Raw genomic sequence first — 17664 nt, 5'->3', positions numbered from 1 at the left:
CTCTGCCAGTGTTGGGGGAAGGGGCCCCAGCGGATGATTGGATATCACTCAATCATCGCGTAATCCGCCCGTCCCACCGGGTCTGGCGTAGAGCCTCTGACGCTCATGCCTCGGCCCGGTGCAAAGCCTGGGAAGAACACCAGGCCTTCGGCTTCAAACCGGTAGGCGAGGGCCAGACGGGTGACGTCGAGCACTTCACCGCCCGCTTCAAACCGGCGGATAGCTTCAACGGTAACCCCGGATTCCCTGGAAAACTCCTCCAGCGACCAGCCCAGCATCGCACGGGCTTGTGCGCTGTGTGCGGGGGTGAATTGGAAAAGGGCGATACGTTCCAGGGTGATTTTCATCGCAAGAGAGGCCATGGTTTTCTCCGGGTTCGAAATGGGTTATTCAATGAGTACTGTGTTTTTGTACAGTTGTTTTCGACCCGGATCAAACTCAATTTTTTGATTGGTTCTACGTCGCCTCCAACCCCGGCACCTCGCGAATAATGAAGTGATCCAGATTCTCGATATCACCACTGAACACCCCGAACGTCTGCTCGGGGTTTTTCTTGCTCGGCACCTGCTTCAACTCCGGGGTCACACCATAGAAGAAGCAATAAAGCTCCCGCTCACTGCCGATGGCACCCTTTATTTCCTCCAGGAAGGCTTTGCGCTTGCGGTAGTTTTCGATCAGTTTTTTGCTCAGGTAGACGTTCACCGAGTAGGGCTTCTTGTCGAGCCAGACCTTCTTCTCGAAATCGATGCGGAAGCTGGTGTTGTAGTCCTTGATCGCCTTGATCTTGCCCCAGTAAATCAGCCCCTTGTTGTCCTGCAGGTATTCGATTTTCTTGAAGAATGCGCTGTAGGACGCAGTGTGCTCGCCAATCTTCAGCGGCATGCGTTTGAGCAGGTCCTTGTTATCGAAATTCGACACGAAGCACTCCACCGGGTGGGCGAAGACGCTGGTCTTGTCCGGTGCCGACTCGCGAGTCGGGTGCTCGGTAGTGCTGGTCGTGGCAGACGGTTGTGGCTGTTCCCGAGGCGCATCGACATCCGGCGTTGAGGTGGATGGCTTACGCACATACTGACGCCGGGTCAGCAGCAGTTCTGACGGAAAGTGCTCCTCTGGCCCGTCGTCCGTTTCTGCACCTTCTGACGCCGGTGCTCTGAGGCTGACATAAGGGCAGCCCTCGATATGCCGGGTGCCGGGCAGGTTCTTGAAGTGCGGCGTGCGGATGTAATTGACGTTTTTCGCGTTGAACGTCCCCAGCCCATTCGCCTCGTCGAACGCCGTGCGACAGTCGTCGTTGGGGCACTGAAAGCGCTCCTTGGCCGAGTCGAAGTCCATGGTCTCGTCGAAGTTCAGATCGCGCACGTCATAGATCGACAGCTTGTCGTCGAGGCTGATGCAGTAGGCGGTGTCGAATTTCATGCGCGCTCGGGTCCTTGAGAGGTAGGTGGCGTATTAATAGCGGGTGGCGCGTGATGGCGCACCTGTTGATTCACGTTTGTCGCATCAACGCCCTCTGCAATTGGACAAGACCCCATAGCCTGACTAGCGTTGTCAGATGGAGCGTAGGGCTCCATGCCTCAGACTGAGGCGCCGTTGCGGGCTGACTATCTGTTGCATCTACAAGGAGGTAAGGATGTTTGGGTCGGTCGTTCTGGACGCGATTCTCGGGATGTTGGCGCTGTTCACGCTGCTGGGTATTTTCGTCACCACCCTCACTGAAATCATTCAATCGTTCTTCCAGAAGGTCCGGGCGAAGTACCTTTATAACGCCCTGAAGCTGTTGTTCACCGGCAAATTGAAGGGGCTGAACGACAGCGACCTGGCGTTCTTCCAGCAGGTGCTCGATCACCCGATGATCCAGTCCATGGCGCCACCCGGCAATCGCCCCAGTTACCTGGACCCGGCGATGCTGGCGCAGGTGGTGATCACGCTGCTGCTGCACAAAGACGACACCACGACCCTCGATATTCCCCTCGACGAACTCAATGCAGCCCTGACCAAGGGCATTGCGCAGGTCCCGTCCGAGCACTTGCGCCGTGCACTGTCGACGATGCTTGCGGCGGCCCAGGCCAAAGTCACCACGGCCCAGGAGCTGCTATGCGCGTTCAAGACCCGGCTGGAGCACTGGATCAATGCGGTGATGGACCGCGCCGAAGGCTGGATGCGGCGTAATGCCAAAGTCGTCTCGTTGGTTTGCTCTTTGGTGATTTGCCTGGTGCTCAACGTCAACGCGTTCGACCTCATGCAAGGCATGGTGCGCAATGACACGTTGCACGCAGCAGGCATGCAGATGGCCAACAATCTGGTGACGAACAGCGCATCCGCAGCACTCGATCAAGCCTGCGCGAATCGGGACGACAAGGCCCAGTGTCAGTTCGATTCGGCATTGAGCAGTTTGCAGGCGCTGCCTCAGGGCGCTATCGGCTGGAACAACCCGCCGGCTTTTTTACACAACGATCAGACAAACAAAATCGCCTGGTTCGGCTACTGGTTGCTTGGGGTCATGACGGCGGCGTTGGCTGCCTCGTTGGGCGGTGATTTCTGGTTCAAGATGTTGAGCCAGATGATTCGCCTGACGGGCAGCAAAACAGTCCCACAGCCCAAGCCCTGAGCGCGATCGGGCACAACAACTCAGGGAGAGCAGCATGGCGAACAACTGGCCCGACGAGATCAAGCACGTCGTTGTACTGATGATGGAAAACCGCTCGTTCGATCATCTGCTGGGGGATTACACCAGCATCAACCGCGCGTGCGATGGCATCAACCGTAAAGCGCCCAGCACCAACCCGCTGAAGGACGCCAGTGGCAACTCAGCGGTGATCACTCAAACGGCGGAAACACCTGACTACTTTGCCCTGTGGGCGCCGCCCGCGCCTTCGCCACCGGCGCTACCGGCCAAGGACTGCGAAGGTTTCGACCTCGGTCACGAGTTCGTCGATGTGGTGAAACAACTGGACGTGTCACTCAAGACCAGCCTGACCGCACCCAAGCTCGATGGCTTTGCGCAGGACGCCTACGACAAGGCCCGCAACGATCTGAAGGTGTACAAAACTTACTCGCAATCCATGGCCCAGCGGGCGATGAACTACATCCCGTTTGGCGCCACGCCTGCCGCCGATCCGCTGCCGGCGATCCAGGGGCTGGCGCGCTATTTCACCGTGTGCGACCGCTGGTTCGCCTCGGTTCCGGGCCCGACCTGGCCGAACCGTTTTTTCGCCATGCTCGGCAGTTGCAACGGCCACTTGCTGATGCCCTCCACGGGCACCGTGCTGGCCGGTATCAAGAGCTTGATCGCGCAATTTGGTGGCGACAGCATTTTTTCGCTGCTGCGCGACAAGGGCCACGACGTGCGCATTTATTCCGACGGCGCGATCCCGCTGGCGGCGCTGGTCAAAGGTGGCTTGCAACACATGAGCATCGACGACTTCAAGTCAGATGTCTCCGGCAACAAGCTCCCCGAACTGTCGTGGATCGAGCCGAGCTATGGCCTGCTCAACGGTAAGCTCGGGCCTAATGTGTCGCATCATCCACCGGAAGACCTGCGCTTTGGCGATCAGTTTGTCGGCGAGGTGTTCAACGCCTTGTCGGCCAACACCGACCTCTGGAGCAAAACCTTGTTCGTGCTGCTGTACGACGAGCACGGCGGCTTCCATGACCATGTGGTGCCACCGACTTGCGTGGCGACGGGGTCAACGGTCGATGTCGAATGGCCCAATCCCTTCACTCGGCTCGGCATCCGCGTACCGGCGATCCTCGCTTCACCTTGGCTCAATCCCGGCCTGATTCCGTGGACCGACAATCTCCAGGCGCAACATTACGATCACACCAGTTTGCTGGCCTTTCTTTGCGATCATTTCCAACTGCCGCGCAGCGCCCTGGGTGCAAGGGTGGTCGCGGCCCAGCACTTCGGCAACGCGCCGATCTGGCGCACTGCCGCAAACCTTGCTCCTGCGCCGAAACTGGCCGCCACCGCCGTGCCAAGCCGCGCCGGGCTGCCCTTGATCGAGTCCCAACTGGCGACCCAAAGCCGGCAGGTGGTGGACAGCGCCACCGGTTACCTCGATGGTCTTGATCCGGAGCAGATCTGGAAAAACAGCGCCCAAGGCGTCAGCCGTTTCCTCGACAGCCGCAGCCGTGCACTGGTTGATCCCGGCCAGGCCGCCCTCACGTCCGCCGCGCCCAGTGCCGACAGCCTGGAAGCGAAACTGCGGCGCCTGCAGGATTTGATGGCCACCGCCCACGGTCAAACGGTGGCTGCCGTTGGTGCGCCCGCCGTCAAAACCTTGCAAGCAGGGGCGGTGCCGGCTGTTGTGCCTGCGCAACTGCGAGTCCTGTGCCTGCCGGGTGTGGGATTCACGCAGCCCGCCAATGGGCAGGGCAGTACCGACGCGAACTGGCAGGAACAATGGCGCACGCTGATCCGTAACCAACTGGCGCAGAACGGTCGCGTCATCGACGACCAGGACATCGACTTTCTGCCCTTCGATGATCAACTCAAGGATGGACCGGACTTCGCCCAGATCACCCGCGGCCTGGCCATGTTGCGGGACGATGCCAGGGGCAAGGCCGACGAAGATTTCGGCAGTTGGGGCCTGCCGGTCAATCAGATGCTGCGCACCACCGTCGGCGCCATCGTGCAATGGATCGAAGACGCCGATTTACGCACCGCACTGACCCAACATCTGCTGGAAAAAATCGACGCGTTCAACCCGCAGATCATCTTCGCCCAAGGGCTGGGCAGCCTGATCGGTTACGACGCCTTGCGCCGTTCGGTGGCCAAGAAAGGTTCGGCGCTGAAACTCGTCGATGGCCGGGTATTCGTCAGCTTCGGCTCGCCCATCGCACTGCCATTGGTGATGCGCGAAGTGTGGGGCGGGCGGGTCATGCGCCTGAGTGAAAACGGTCGAGGCATTCGCCGCTGGTTCCACCTCTACAACCCCAACGACGGCTTGCTGACCCGGCCGATCACCTCGCCAGACTCGGCACGGGTCGACCTGCAAACCGAGTTCAGCGTGCCGCTGCGTGATGACCTGCTGGACCTTAATCACGCAGCGCAAGCCTACTTGTCGTCCGCCACCAGCCAGACCGGCCTCTGGCCACAACTGGCTCGCGATGTGGTGGCGGCAAGCGCTCTGGAAGTGCCGGCATTCCTGTCCCGCAGCGGCCAACGCAAACGCCGCGCCCTGGTGGTCGGCATCAACGATTACCCCGAACCGGGCGCACGCCTCGACGGCTGCATCAACGACACCTACCTGATCAGCCGCATGCTCCAGGAAAGCGGCTACGACGCCGGCGACATCCGTTTGCTGCACGACGCCCGAGCGACGCGGGCGAACTTCGTCGAGCGCCTCGAATGGCTGGTAGAAGGCGCCCGCGCCGGCGATGAACGCGTGCTGTTCTATTCCGGCCACGGCACCCAACTGCCGGCCTACAGCAGCAGCGGCGAAGCCGACCGCATGGACGAAACCCTGGTGCTCTACGACTTCGACTGGGACGACGAAAACACCCACTTCACCGACAAACTGTTCCGCCAGTTCTACAGCCACCTGCCATTCGACCCGAACGGCCACGGCGCCAAACTGACCGTCATGTTCGACTGCTGCTACGCCGGCGGCATGACCCGCGGCAACGGCCGCGTACGCGGCATCACCCCACCCAGCGACATCCGCCACCGCATGCTGCGCTGGGACCCCTATGCCGGCGACTGGGACCGCCGGGTATACGCCGCCGACAGCGACGGCCGCGACTTCAGCGAACACGACCACACCTCCCGCGCACTCACCCGCACCCGCAGCACCCAAGGCGCCGCCACCGGCCTACGCCCCGAGAAAAAAGCCCAGCTCGTACGCCAAGGCAAACTCTACGGCCATCACGGCCCCTACATGCCGCTAATGCTCTACGCCGCCCGAGAAAACGAAAAGGCCAACGAATATGAGGTGGGCTCCACCAGCTACGGCGCCTTCACCTACGCCGTGGTCGAGCAACTGCGCAAACTGCACCAGGAAAATGTGACGTTGGGCTTTGATAAGTTGATCGATCAGGTCGGCAAAGTGCTCAGCGCGAGGTCGTTGGGGCAGACACCGGAGATTGTCGGGCCGAGCGGGGTGAGGGAAGCGGTGTGCCCGTGGAAGATTAGTGGGTTGGGGAAATGATCTCGTAGCCGTAGTTACAGCCAAAGAAAAGGGCCGCAGGATATTCCTGCGGCCCTGATAACACCGAATCCCAACCCCACCGCCAAACCCCTGTGCGCGATCTTGCTCGCGATTCGCAAAACCAACACAGCAACTAAGCCAGCCACCAACCCTGTGGCGAGGGGGCTTGCCCCCGTTCGGCTGCGCAGCAGTCGTCAATCCGCACAATTCGGTTTGTCTGATGCTCCCGGCTTCAGCATTTGGGGCCGCTTCGCAGCCCAACGGGGGCAAGCCCCCTCGCCACGGTTTTTTGTTCTGCTCGATCATTCGGATTTCAACCGTTTCACCTTTGTATAAAGCAAAGCGGTGAAGTCCTCCCGATCACTTGAATGGTGACAACGTCGATGACAGTTCGGGCATAGTGCTACAGCATTGCTAGCTTCATCAGAGCCGTGATTAGCCAAGTGCTTGACGTGGTGGACCTCGAGATACGGCAACCCATCAGGTCTCAGGAAAGGGGCTGCTTGATCGCATCCTTCACAGACACCGCTAGATTGGTTCAGCACCCAATTTTTGATCCTCAACGTTCGCGCAAGCTTTGTGCTAGCAGAGCTGGTCCTACTAGGATTCAAGATTCCTTCGGGCGCATCGTTGAGTTTGGATGGTTTGAGCTCTACCGGCCTAAAAATGGTAGCGGGACTAGTTTGCTTGGTGCTTTTACGAAAAGCCTCAGCATTCCTATCGATAAGGATTTCTCGAATTCGGCCACCTATCTTAGTGCCAATATTTTTTGCGGAGACATAGCCAACTATTCGCGGCAAATCCATTTGCTCCATTACGGCGGAAATGTTCTGCATACGATACTCAACCGAAGAGGCGCTACGTTTGCTCAACGGCCCTTTACGCAAAAGCTGATTCTCAACGGATTTCTTAAATGTTTGGCCGCTTTGCTCAAGGCCCAGCATTTTCAGATAAGCATGGACCGAAGCCTCAAGCTCCTGATCAGTCCAGCCACTTTTTTCCTTTGGAGTATCCATACAATCGCCGAGGGTTGAAAACCCTCGGACGATACTGAGTGGCCATTACGACGTCTACGAAATTTCCTACAGGAAAGACCAATTTTTCGCTCGATTGGTCCTACGCAAGACTCTGTCGCCTAACCCGCCGAAGCTTTGGACCACTGAAACCAATCCACCACCTTCCGCCACCAAGGCCGGACCACCGGCACCCGTCGCCGCGTACGGTTGAGCAGCAAATAAGGCATATCCCGCAACCGAATCCAGCCTTCATCCTGCCAATGCAACAGACTCAGCTGCATCTGCGGCCAATCCAACACACTTAAGGTCGGCCGCTCCACCGCACGCAACGGCCGCGCATCTCTTAACGTCGGCACCACCTGATGAGTCAGCCATTCGCGTAGCGAGCGGTACTCCGGGCAATAGTGATAGACCAGCAACGCATACACACCGGATTCACTGAGCATCAATCGCTCTTCTGCGGTGCCATGGGCTTGCACAAGCAGCATCCGCCGCTGATCCGCATCGAGCTTTCGGGACATGCGTTCGTCCAGGTATTTGCCCATCAACCGCCCAATATCGCGTGCGTAAAACCAGGCTTGGTTTTCCAAGAGCAGGGCATGGAGGTGGATGTTGTTGCGAGTGAAGAGGGTGGAGGTGATGGGCTCCGCTACGTCATCTGTTAACGAGGGAAATACATGGGGTAAGACTCGAGTCGTCATATTCCGTGACCTCTACGTATGAATTGGGCAGGGCCAGAACCCAACGTAGAGCGGGCTTAAGAAATCCCAACGAGCTAAGCCTTCCACCGATATCAAATGACGAGCACCCTGGGGCTATCATTTTCAAGTCTGTGTGATGGGCTTGCTTCTACGTTGGGTGTTTCTTAGGCACCTGTCATGGAGTTTAGAAGTGCTATCGCTGAGCATCCATGCGGCATGCTCCCTACTTTGTGTAGGAATTAAGTGTTTTCTGCAGGCAATAAAAAAGCCCTGATCAAATCAGGGCTTTTTGGTTTTTCGATCTACCGGTTTAGATACGCAACGGTAAATCGCGGCCAGCGCCAGAAATCAATCCCAGCTCAACGCCCCACCAGTCTGATACTCAATAACCCGCGTCTCAAAGAAATTCTTCTCTTTCTTCAAGTCCATGATCTCGCTCATCCAAGGGAACGGGTTAGTCGTCCCTGGATATTCCTCTTTCAAACCGATCTGCGACAAACGACGGTTAGCGATGAACTTCAGGTAATCCTCCATCATCGCCGCGTTCATGCCCAGCACGCCGCGAGGCATGGTGTCACGAGCGTATTCGATCTCCAGCTGAGTGCCCTGCAGAATCATCTGCGAAGCTTCTTCCTTCATTTCAGCATCCCACAGGTGTGGGTTTTCGATTTTGATCTGGTTGATCACGTCGATGCCGAAGTTCAGGTGCATGGATTCGTCGCGCAGGATGTACTGGAACTGCTCGGCGACGCCGGTCATTTTGTTGCGGCGGCCCATGGAGAGGATCTGGGTGAAGCCGCAGTAGAAGAAGATGCCTTCCAGAACGCAGTAGTAGGCGATCAGGTTGCGCAGCAGTTCTTTGTCGGTTTCGACGGTGCCGGTTTCGAACTTCGGATCGGAGATCGAACGGGTGTACTTCAGGCCCCAGGTGGCTTTTTTCGCGACCGATGGGATCTCGTGGTACATGTTGAAGATCTCGCCTTCATCCATGGCCAACGATTCGATGCAGTACTGGTAGGCGTGGGTGTGGATCGCCTCTTCGAACGCCTGGCGCAGGATGTACTGACGGCATTCGGGGTTGGTGATCAGGCGGTACACGGCCAGCACCAGGTTGTTGGCAACCAGGGAGTCGGCGGTGGAGAAGAAGCCGAGGTTGCGCATCACGATGCGGCGCTCGTCGTCGGTCAGGCCTTCCGGGTTTTTCCAGAGGGCGATGTCGGCGGTCATGTTGACTTCTTGCGGCATCCAGTGGTTTGCGCAGCCGTCCAGGTACTTCTGCCAGGCCCAGTCGTATTTGAACGGGACGAGTTGGTTGAGGTCGGCGCGGCAGTTGATCATGCGCTTTTCGTCGACCGCAACGCGGGCGGAAGCGCCTTCGAGTTCGGCCAGGCCTTCGGCGACGTCGAGTTTGTCGAGGGCGGCCTTGGCGCGAACGATCGCAGCCGAGTCGGTGGCGGTTACGGCGCGAGCTTCAAGGGCTGCGGCACCACCGGCGCTGTCGAGGCGGTCCATGTTGGCTTCAGTAGCGTGGCCAGCATTGGCGCCTTTGGCGACAACTTCGCCGTCTTCTTTGTCGAATTCGTCCCAGCTCAGCATGACGTGTCGTCTCCTGCGTGAGGGCCAGTCGCCCGTGTGAAAACACTGATGGTCGGTTTTTCACACGGCCCGCTGGCCGCGTTGTCTCTAAAAGGAATCGTTTGTTGCAGCAGTACGCAGGCAAAAAACAGAAATGTGTACGGGTGTCCTGAAGTCGCTAAGGGCGGAGATAACGTCGTCAGCTCCTGCGGTGGCCTCAGCGTCCTGCATCCTCCTGTAAGGGGATGTTGCAGGCCCGATTTACGGGCGCATTATAGGTGTTTTTTCACGCTTGTGGTGCGACGAAGTGGCTCAGAGAACCCTCGGCAGGGCGCGTAATCAAGGCGGAGCAAGGGTTTACAGGGCTTTGGCCGATGAAGATTTTTTTTGCCGGTTTTTGGCGACTCGGCAGCGCTGATGACGCCGGTGTTTGTTGTCAAAACGCCGCAAGCCCGATGGGATGGGACTTACAGGGGAGATGGGGTGTTTTTCGGGGTGCGATTGTGTGCAGTTTCGGCTGGCAATTGTTGATCGGATGATCTGTTCAAAAAACAACCAAGAATCGCTTTTTACACTACATGTAGTGTTTTGCTCCGGATTTCTGTGTCCCCAGACACAACGACGCCCGACGAAGGTCGGGCGGTGATGTCGGGTTCGGCAGCAAGCCAAACCTCAGCGTTGATGATCAGCCGTTGGAGCAGCCGTTACCCATTACGCTGTAGCGCAGAATATGCCGTTGACCCTTCGAGTCTTCATATTCCATGCGGGCCGGTACAACTTCGCAAACGCTGGGTACTTCGCTCATGGAGATAACTTTGGCGATGTCCAGGTGAGTCGAGTAAGTGTATTCCTCTACCGGTACGGTGTTGCTGGCAACATCAGTCGGGATCTCGTCTGCCATGGCGGTTGCGCACAGACTGCTGAGGGCCAGAACCAATAAAGCTTTCATTTCAATTTTACCTTTCTAAGGTCGAGTGGGGTCACGCAACCTTTTTGGGGCTGCGTGTGGAACTTGATAACTAAGTGTTGGATTAACTGCCTTCGTGGGGGCTGCAACTGAGTTAATCACGTTTGCCGTGTTGGCGAGGCTGATTTTAGGTGTGCGAGTTGCCCGTATATAGGTGTGCTTTTGATAAACACTTTTGGCATTTTCTGTAACAATCTCGTAAAAACGACCTTGTAGGCTCCAGAATCACCTTTCTCAAAACGCCTGAAACCCGCGCAAACCGCGGCGTCTGAGCGGCTTGCTCGGTAAATACGACATTTTGTAGGGGCTTGTTACTACCATCGTCGAATGGTTCTATAGGCCCGCCTCGGGCTACAACGGGGCCATACAAAAACAACTATTCCACCGAGGTAAGAAAGATGAGTGCGGCTTCTCTGTATCCCGTTCGTCCCGAGGTTGCAGCCAACACGCTGACTGACGAGGCGACCTACAAGGCCATGTACCAGCAGTCGGTCGTCAACCCGGACGGTTTCTGGCGCGAGCAAGCCAAGCGCCTCGACTGGATCAAGCCTTTCACCACGGTGAAGCAGACGTCCTTCGACGATCACCATGTCGATATCAAGTGGTTCGCCGATGGCACCCTGAACGTTTCCTACAACTGCCTGGACCGCCATCTCGCCGAGCGTGGCGATCAGATCGCGATCATCTGGGAGGGCGATGACCCGGCCGAGAGCCGCAACATCACCTACCGCGAGTTGCACGAACAAGTCTGCAAGTTTGCCAACGCCTTGCGCGGCCAGGATGTGCACCGCGGCGACGTGGTGACTATCTATATGCCGATGATTCCCGAAGCCGTGGTCGCCATGTTGGCCTGTACCCGGATCGGTGCGATTCACTCGGTGGTGTTCGGCGGCTTCTCGCCGGAAGCCCTGGCCGGTCGGATCATCGACTGCAAATCGAAAGTGGTGATCACTGCTGACGAAGGTCTGCGTGCCGGCAAAAAGATCTCGCTCAAGGCCAACGTCGATGACGCGCTGACCAACCCGGAAACCAGCAGCATCCAGAAGGTCATCGTGTGCAAGCGCACCGGTGGCAACATCAAGTGGAACCAGCACCGCGACATCTGGTACGAAGACCTGATGAAAGTCGCGGGCACCGTGTGTGCGCCGAAAGAGATGGGCGCCGAAGAAGCGCTGTTCATCCTTTATACCTCGGGCTCCACCGGCAAGCCGAAGGGCGTGCAGCACACCACTGGCGGTTATCTGTTGTACGCCGCGCTGACCCACGAGCGCGTGTTCGACTACCGTCCGGGCGAAATCTACTGGTGCACCGCCGACGTCGGCTGGGTCACCGGCCACACCTATATTGTCTATGGCCCGCTGGCCAACGGCGCGACCACCTTGCTGTTCGAAGGCGTGCCGAACTACCCGGACATTACCCGGGTGGCGAAGATCGTCGACAAGCACAAGGTCAACATCCTCTACACCGCGCCAACCGCGATTCGCGCCATGATGGCGCAGGGCACCGCGGCGGTTGAAGGTGCTGATGGCAGCAGCTTGCGCCTGTTGGGTTCGGTCGGTGAGCCGATCAACCCGGAAGCGTGGGAGTGGTACTACAAGAACGTCGGCCAATCCCGTTGCCCAATCGTCGATACCTGGTGGCAGACCGAAACCGGCGCGACCCTGATGAGCCCGCTGCCGGGCGCTCACGGGCTCAAGCCGGGTTCTGCGGCGCGGCCGTTCTTCGGGGTGGTGCCGGCGTTGGTCGACAACCTGGGCAACATCATCGAGGGCGTTGCCGAGGGTAACCTGGTGATTCTCGATTCGTGGCCAGGTCAGGCGCGTACGCTGTACGGCGATCACGACCGCTTCGTCGACACCTACTTCAAGACCTTCCGTGGCATGTACTTCACCGGTGACGGCGCGCGCCGCGATGCCGATGGTTACTGGTGGATTACTGGGCGTGTGGATGATGTGCTCAACGTTTCCGGTCACCGTATGGGCACGGCCGAGATTGAAAGCGCGATGGTCGCTCACCCGAAAGTCGCCGAGGCGGCGGTGGTCGGTGTGCCGCATGACATCAAAGGGCAGGGCATTTATGTCTACGTCACCCTCAACGGTGGCGAAGAGCCGAGCGAAGCGCTGCGCCTGGAGCTGAAAAACTGGGTGCGCAAAGAGATCGGTCCGATTGCCTCGCCGGATGTCATCCAGTGGGCGCCAGGCCTGCCGAAAACCCGTTCGGGGAAAATCATGCGCCGCATCCTGCGCAAGATCGCCACGGGTGAATACGACGGGTTGGGGGATATCTCCACCCTGGCCGATCCGGGTGTGGTGCAGCATTTGATTGATACGCACAAGACCATGAACGTCGCGTAACAGCGGTTCTTGAGTCATCGAAAGCCCCGCCCGGTGTTGAGCCTGGCGGGGCTTTTTTGTGGTGATCGGATTGGGATCGTCGGTGGCTGTGCGGGCCTCTTCGCGGGCAAGCCTTGCTCCTGCAAATTGGTGTCGTTCGCAACTTTTTGATCGACTCAAGCCTGTAGGAGCAAGGCTTGCCCGCGATGGCGGTCTATCGGGCACCACATCAACAACGGTGTAATCAGCAACCAATATTTATCGGCTTCTTTCGTAGGAGTCTTCCCACTGTTACCCGGTCCGCCTCAAGTAACTAAATGTGTAACCGCACGCCCGCTTTCGAGGCATTGGGAAACGCCAAGCCCCATTCCAGGGCCTCTCCAGACCACTTAAAAAATAAGACACAACGCTGCGCTTGCCGGATTAGAAGGGTTTGCGAATAATAGGCCCGCAATTTGCAGCATAGATCGGTTCACTGTCTTTTGCTCTTGCATGAATTTGCAGGGCTGTCAATGTGCTTGGTCGGGTTTCTCAGTGCTTCTGTAATTTGTTGTCGCATTGAAGAAATATCGGCTTCGGGCCTGTCGTTAGAATGCCGATCACTCGCTCGCCGTTGCCTGCGTTGAAATCAGAGCTGAACTCAACGCAACAATCCTACGACGCAGCGCCGCTTTCAATTTCCACCCATTCGCATATTGGGCTGTCGCTCACTCTGCCGTTTTCGCCCTATACCGATGGAGTCCTAAGATGAAGAAACTCGTGCTTCTTGGCGCCCTGGCACTGTCCGTGCTGTCCCTGCCGACGTTCGCCGATGAAAAGCCTCTGAAAATTGGTATCGAGGCGGCATACCCTCCGTTCGCATCCAAAGCACCGGACGGCAGCATCGTCGGTTTCGACTACGACATCGGCAACGCCCTGTGCGAAGAGATGAAGGTCAAGTGCGTTTGGGTCGAGCAAGAGTTCGACGGTCTGATCCCGGCACTCAAAGTGCGCAAGATCGACGCGATCCTGTCGTCCATGTCGATCACTGACGACCGCAAGAAGTCCGTGGACTTCACCAACAAGTACTACAACACCCCGGCACGTCTGGTCATGAAGGCCGGAACGCAGGTCAGCGACAACCTGGCCGAGCTCAAGGGCAAGAAAATCGGCGTGCAACGCGGTTCGATCCACAACCGTTTCGCCGAAGAAGTCCTGAAACCGCTGGGTGCTGAAATCAAGCCGTACGGCTCGCAGAACGAAATCTACCTGGACGTGGCTGCCGGTCGCCTCGATGGCACCGTGGCCGACGCCACCCTGCTGGATGACGGCTTCCTGAAAACCGACTCGGGCAAGGGCTTCGCGTTTGTCGGCCCGGCCTTCACCGACGAGAAATACTTCGGCGACGGCATTGGTATTGCCGTGCGTAAAGGCGACAAGGCTGAGCTGGACAAGATCAACGCCGCCATCGTCGCCATTCGTGCGAATGGCAAGTACAAGCAAATCCAGGACAAGTACTTCAACTTCGATATTTACGGTAAGTAAATAGTCGCAGCTGTCAGTCCGAAATGGCGCAAGCAACAGGATCTCTGAGGTTTGCGCCATTTTTTCATCCCAACTTTCGAGGACCTGAATCATGTTGAAAGGCTACGGGGCTGTCATCCTCGATGGCGCATGGCTGACGCTTCAGCTCGCCTTGTCGTCCATGGCCTTGGCCATTGTTCTGGGTCTGATCGGGGTCGCATTGCGCCTGTCGCCGATACGCTGGCTGGCCAGGCTGGGCGATCTGTATTCCACGGTGATCCGCGGGATTCCCGATCTGGTGCTGATCCTGCTGATTTTCTACGGCGGTCAGGACTTGCTCAACCGTGTTGCGCCATTGCTCGGCTATGACGACTACATCGACCTGAACCCGTTGGTCGCCGGTATCGGCACCCTGGGTTTCATCTTCGGTGCGTACCTGTCGGAAACCTTCCGTGGGGCCTTCATGGCGATCCCCAAAGGCCAGGCAGAAGCCGGTGCGGCGTACGGCATGAGCAGTTTTCAGGTGTTTTTTCGGGTATTGGTGCCACAGATGATTCGCCTGGCGATTCCGGGCTTTACCAATAACTGGCTGGTGTTGACCAAGGCGACTGCGCTGATTTCGGTGGTCGGTCTGCAAGACATGATGTTCAAGGCCAAGCAGGCGGCAGATGCCACCCGCGAGCCTTTCACCTTCTTCCTCGCAGTGGCCGCGATGTACCTGGTGATCACCAGTGTCTCGTTGCTGGCATTGCGTCACCTTGAGAAGCGCTACTCGGTAGGCGTAAGGGCGGCTGATCTATGATCTTCGACTACAACGTCATTTGGGAGGCCTTGCCGCTGTACTTCGGCGGCCTGGTCACCACCCTCAAACTGCTCGCGCTGTCGCTGCTGTTCGGTTTGCTGGCCGCGTTGCCGCTGGGCTTGATGCGGGTTTCCAAGCAGCCGATCGTCAACATGTCGGCCTGGCTCTACACCTACGTGATCCGCGGTACGCCGATGCTGGTGCAGCTGTTCTTGATCTACTACGGTCTGGCGCAGTTCGAAGCGGTCCGTGAAAGCTTCCTCTGGCCGTGGCTGTCCAGCGCGACGTTCTGTGCGTGCCTGGCCTTCGCGATCAACACCAGCGCCTACACCGCTGAAATCATCGCCGGCAGCCTGCGCGCTACGCCAAACGGTGAGATCGAGGCGGCCAAGGCCATGGGCATGTCGCGCTTCAAGATGTACAAACGCATCCTGCTGCCGTCGGCCCTGCGCCGGGCGCTGCCGCAGTACAGCAACGAAGTGATCATGATGCTGCAGACCACCAGTCTGGCGTCCATCGTGACCTTGATCGACATCACCGGTGCCGCGCGTACCGTGAACGCTCAGTACTACTTGCCGTTCGAAGCCTACATCACCGCAGGCGTGTTCTACCTGTGCATGACGTTCATTCTGGTGCGCCTGTTCAAGATGGCCGAGCACCGCTGGCTGGGCTACCTCGCCCCGCGCAAGCACTGAAACCACTGACTGACTGTTTTTGTGAGAACCGACAGCATGTACAAACTTGAAGTCCAAGACCTGCATAAACGCTATGGCAGTCACGAAGTGCTCAAGGGCGTGTCCCTGAAAGCGGCGGCCGGCGATGTGATCAGCATCATCGGTTCCAGTGGCTCCGGCAAAAGTACTTTCCTGCGTTGCATCAACCTGCTTGAGCAACCGCACGCCGGCAAGATTCTGCTCAACAACGAAGAGCTGAAACTGGTGGCGAACAAGGACGGCGCGCTGAAAGCCGCCGACCCGAAGCAACTGCAACGCATGCGTTCGCGGTTGTCGATGGTGTTCCAGCATTTCAATCTGTGGTCGCACATGACCGCGATGGAAAACATCATGGAGGCGCCGGTTCACGTCCTCGGCATGTCCAAGGCCGAAGCCCGTGAAAAGGCCGAGCTGTATCTGGCCAAGGTCGGCGTGTCCCATCGTAAAGATGCCTACCCTGGCCATATGTCCGGCGGTGAGCAGCAGCGTGTGGCGATTGCCCGTGCGTTGGCGATGGAACCTGAGGTGATGCTGTTCGACGAACCGACCTCGGCACTCGACCCGGAGCTGGTGGGCGACGTGTTGAAAGTGATGCAGGCGCTGGCCCAGGAAGGTCGGACCATGGTCGTGGTGACGCACGAAATGGGCTTTGCCCGTGAAGTGTCGAACCAGTTGGTGTTCCTGCACAAAGGCGTGGTTGAAGAAAGCGGTAACCCGCGTGAAGTGCTGGTCAATCCACAGTCCGAACGTCTGCAACAATTCCTCTCGGGTAGCCTGAAGTAATCGCTCCCGTTACGCACCAAATTAGGTCATGCTGCGCACCGCGCGCCAGATGGTCTAATTTGGTTGCAGCCGCCTTTGGCTTTAACACTGTTTTCGTTTCGGACTGCCCGCCATGACTGCCCATCGAATTGGTTTCCTGATTTGGCCCAGCACTAAAGCCTTGACGCTGGCGCTGGCCGAGGAGGCCTTGCGTGTTGCTCAGCGCGTGCATCCGGAGGTTGTTTACGAACTCTCGTTCCTGCAGGCCGAAACGCCTGCCGAAGGGGCTTGGCAATTGCCGGGTGAGGCGTGGACCGGCAAGCTGGAAAACTTCCAGAAGCTGTTCCTGCTGGCCGATGAGCCACCGACGACGCTGGCGCCAGCGCTCAGCAGCGCGCTCAAGCAACTGGTGCGTGCCGGTTGTGTGATTGGCGGTCTGTCGGCCGGTGTCTATCCGTTGGCCCAGCTCGGTTTGCTCGATGGCTATCGTGCAGCGGTGCATTGGCGCTGGCAGGATGATTTCGCCGAGCGTTTCCCCAAGGTCATCGCTACCAGCCATCTGTTCGACTGGGATCGTGATCGCCTGACCGCGTGCGGCGGGATGTCGGTGCTCGATCTGTTGCTGGCGGTGCTGGCCCGTGACCACGGCGCTGAACTGGCCGGTGCGGTGTCCGAAGAGCTGGTGGTCGAGCGCATTCGTGAAGGCGGTGAGCGTCAGCGCATTCCGTTGCAGAATCGCCTTGGCTCCAGCCATCCGAAGCTCACGCAAGCCGTGTTGCTGATGGAAGCCAATATCGAAGAGCCGCTGACCACCGACGAAATCGCCCAGCATGTGTGCGTGTCCCGTCGGCAGTTGGAGCGGATTTTCAAGCAGTACCTCAACCGCGTGCCGAGCCAGTACTACCTGGAATTGCGCCTGAACAAGGCCCGGCAGATGTTGATGCAAACCAGCAAGTCGATCATCCAGATCGGCCTGTCGTGTGGCTTCTCTTCGGGACCGCATTTCTCCAGCGCCTACCGCAACTTCTTCGGCGCCACGCCGCGGGAAGATCGTAACCAGCGGCGCAGCAGCAGCCCGTTCGAATTGTCTTCGGTGCCGTCGGAGCGTGGGTGATCAGGCACGCCACGCCCTGAGCTGAAGGC

At 58.3% G+C, this 17664-nt stretch carries 14 protein-coding genes; 8 read left to right on the top strand and 6 right to left on the bottom strand.

Features of this window, described 5'->3' with window-relative positions; all coding sequences use genetic code 11:
• Window positions 1–44 precede the first annotated feature (44 nt).
• Together AC1RJ3_RS10065 and AC1RJ3_RS10060 are read right to left on the bottom strand one after the other, a co-directional pair.
• The gene (locus AC1RJ3_RS10065; protein WP_054593632.1) at window positions 45–362 is read right to left on the bottom strand and encodes a helix-turn-helix domain-containing protein; all 318 of its coding nucleotides are present in this window, start codon (window positions 360–362) and stop codon (window positions 45–47) included.
• A 94-nt stretch (window positions 363–456) separates the two neighbouring features.
• Entirely contained in the window at window positions 457–1416 is a 960-nt protein-coding gene (locus tag AC1RJ3_RS10060) for a hypothetical protein (protein WP_054593631.1), read from the bottom strand.
• 214 nt (window positions 1417–1630) lie between these two features.
• Here AC1RJ3_RS10060 and AC1RJ3_RS10055 point away from each other — a divergent pair, with 214 nt between their 5' ends.
• Both AC1RJ3_RS10055 and AC1RJ3_RS10050 read left to right on the top strand, forming a co-directional pair.
• The gene (locus AC1RJ3_RS10055; protein WP_477773971.1) at window positions 1631–2608 is read left to right on the top strand and encodes a hypothetical protein; all 978 of its coding nucleotides are present in this window, start codon (window positions 1631–1633) and stop codon (window positions 2606–2608) included.
• Window positions 2609–2642: 34 nt separating this feature from the next.
• Entirely contained in the window at window positions 2643–6149 is a 3507-nt protein-coding gene (locus tag AC1RJ3_RS10050) for an alkaline phosphatase family protein (RefSeq protein WP_493078711.1), read from the top strand.
• Between the two features lie 302 nt (window positions 6150–6451).
• Here AC1RJ3_RS10050 and AC1RJ3_RS10045 read toward each other — a convergent pair whose 3' ends face one another.
• The 4 genes from AC1RJ3_RS10045 to AC1RJ3_RS10030 all read right to left on the bottom strand — a co-directional run bounded on the left by AC1RJ3_RS10045 (window position 6452) and on the right by AC1RJ3_RS10030 (window position 10390).
• On the bottom strand, window positions 6452–7165 hold the full coding sequence (locus AC1RJ3_RS10045; protein WP_493078709.1) for an HNH endonuclease: 714 nt from the start codon (window positions 7163–7165) through the stop codon (window positions 6452–6454).
• Between the two features lie 119 nt (window positions 7166–7284).
• Window positions 7285–7866 (bottom strand): BRO-N domain-containing protein, encoded by a 582-nt coding sequence (locus tag AC1RJ3_RS10040; protein ID WP_493078707.1) that lies wholly within the window; start codon window positions 7864–7866, stop codon window positions 7285–7287.
• A 348-nt stretch (window positions 7867–8214) separates the two neighbouring features.
• A complete protein-coding gene (locus tag AC1RJ3_RS10035; protein WP_054593626.1) occupies window positions 8215–9462 on the bottom strand; it encodes a ribonucleotide-diphosphate reductase subunit beta in 1248 nt (415 codons plus the stop codon).
• Window positions 9463–10126: 664 nt separating this feature from the next.
• Window positions 10127–10390 carry a DUF2790 domain-containing protein gene (locus AC1RJ3_RS10030; RefSeq protein WP_054593625.1) on the bottom strand — a complete coding sequence of 88 codons (264 nt, stop codon included), beginning with the start codon at window positions 10388–10390 and terminating at the stop codon, window positions 10127–10129.
• A 416-nt stretch (window positions 10391–10806) separates the two neighbouring features.
• Between AC1RJ3_RS10030 and acs the strand changes: the two genes are divergently transcribed.
• The 6 genes from acs (at window position 10807) to argR (ending at window position 17635) form a co-directional block, all read left to right on the top strand.
• Window positions 10807–12762, top strand: coding sequence for an acetate--CoA ligase (gene acs, locus AC1RJ3_RS10025; protein ID WP_493078705.1), 1956 nt, complete (start codon window positions 10807–10809; stop codon window positions 12760–12762).
• A 726-nt stretch (window positions 12763–13488) separates the two neighbouring features.
• Entirely contained in the window at window positions 13489–14265 is a 777-nt protein-coding gene (locus AC1RJ3_RS10020; RefSeq protein ID WP_054593623.1) for an ABC transporter substrate-binding protein, read from the top strand.
• Between the two features lie 91 nt (window positions 14266–14356).
• On the top strand, window positions 14357–15046 hold the full coding sequence (locus AC1RJ3_RS10015) for an ABC transporter permease (RefSeq protein WP_019693168.1): 690 nt from the start codon (window positions 14357–14359) through the stop codon (window positions 15044–15046).
• Window positions 15043–15741, top strand: a complete 699-nt coding sequence (locus AC1RJ3_RS10010) for an ABC transporter permease (protein ID WP_019693167.1) — start codon at window positions 15043–15045, stop codon at window positions 15739–15741. Before AC1RJ3_RS10015 ends, AC1RJ3_RS10010 begins: the two co-directional genes overlap by 4 nt.
• A 36-nt stretch (window positions 15742–15777) precedes the next feature.
• Entirely contained in the window at window positions 15778–16542 is a 765-nt protein-coding gene (locus AC1RJ3_RS10005) for an ABC transporter ATP-binding protein (RefSeq protein ID WP_019693166.1), read from the top strand.
• Between the two features lie 112 nt (window positions 16543–16654).
• The gene (gene argR / locus AC1RJ3_RS10000) at window positions 16655–17635 is read left to right on the top strand and encodes a transcriptional regulator ArgR (protein WP_054593622.1); all 981 of its coding nucleotides are present in this window, start codon (window positions 16655–16657) and stop codon (window positions 17633–17635) included.
• The last annotated feature ends 29 nt before the right edge of the window (window positions 17636–17664 follow it).

This window comes from Pseudomonas sp. GW822-FHT04C11, assembly GCF_058800905.1.
The sequence above is the reverse complement of the archived record's forward strand: the minus strand, read 5'-3'. Positions and strand labels throughout refer to the sequence as shown.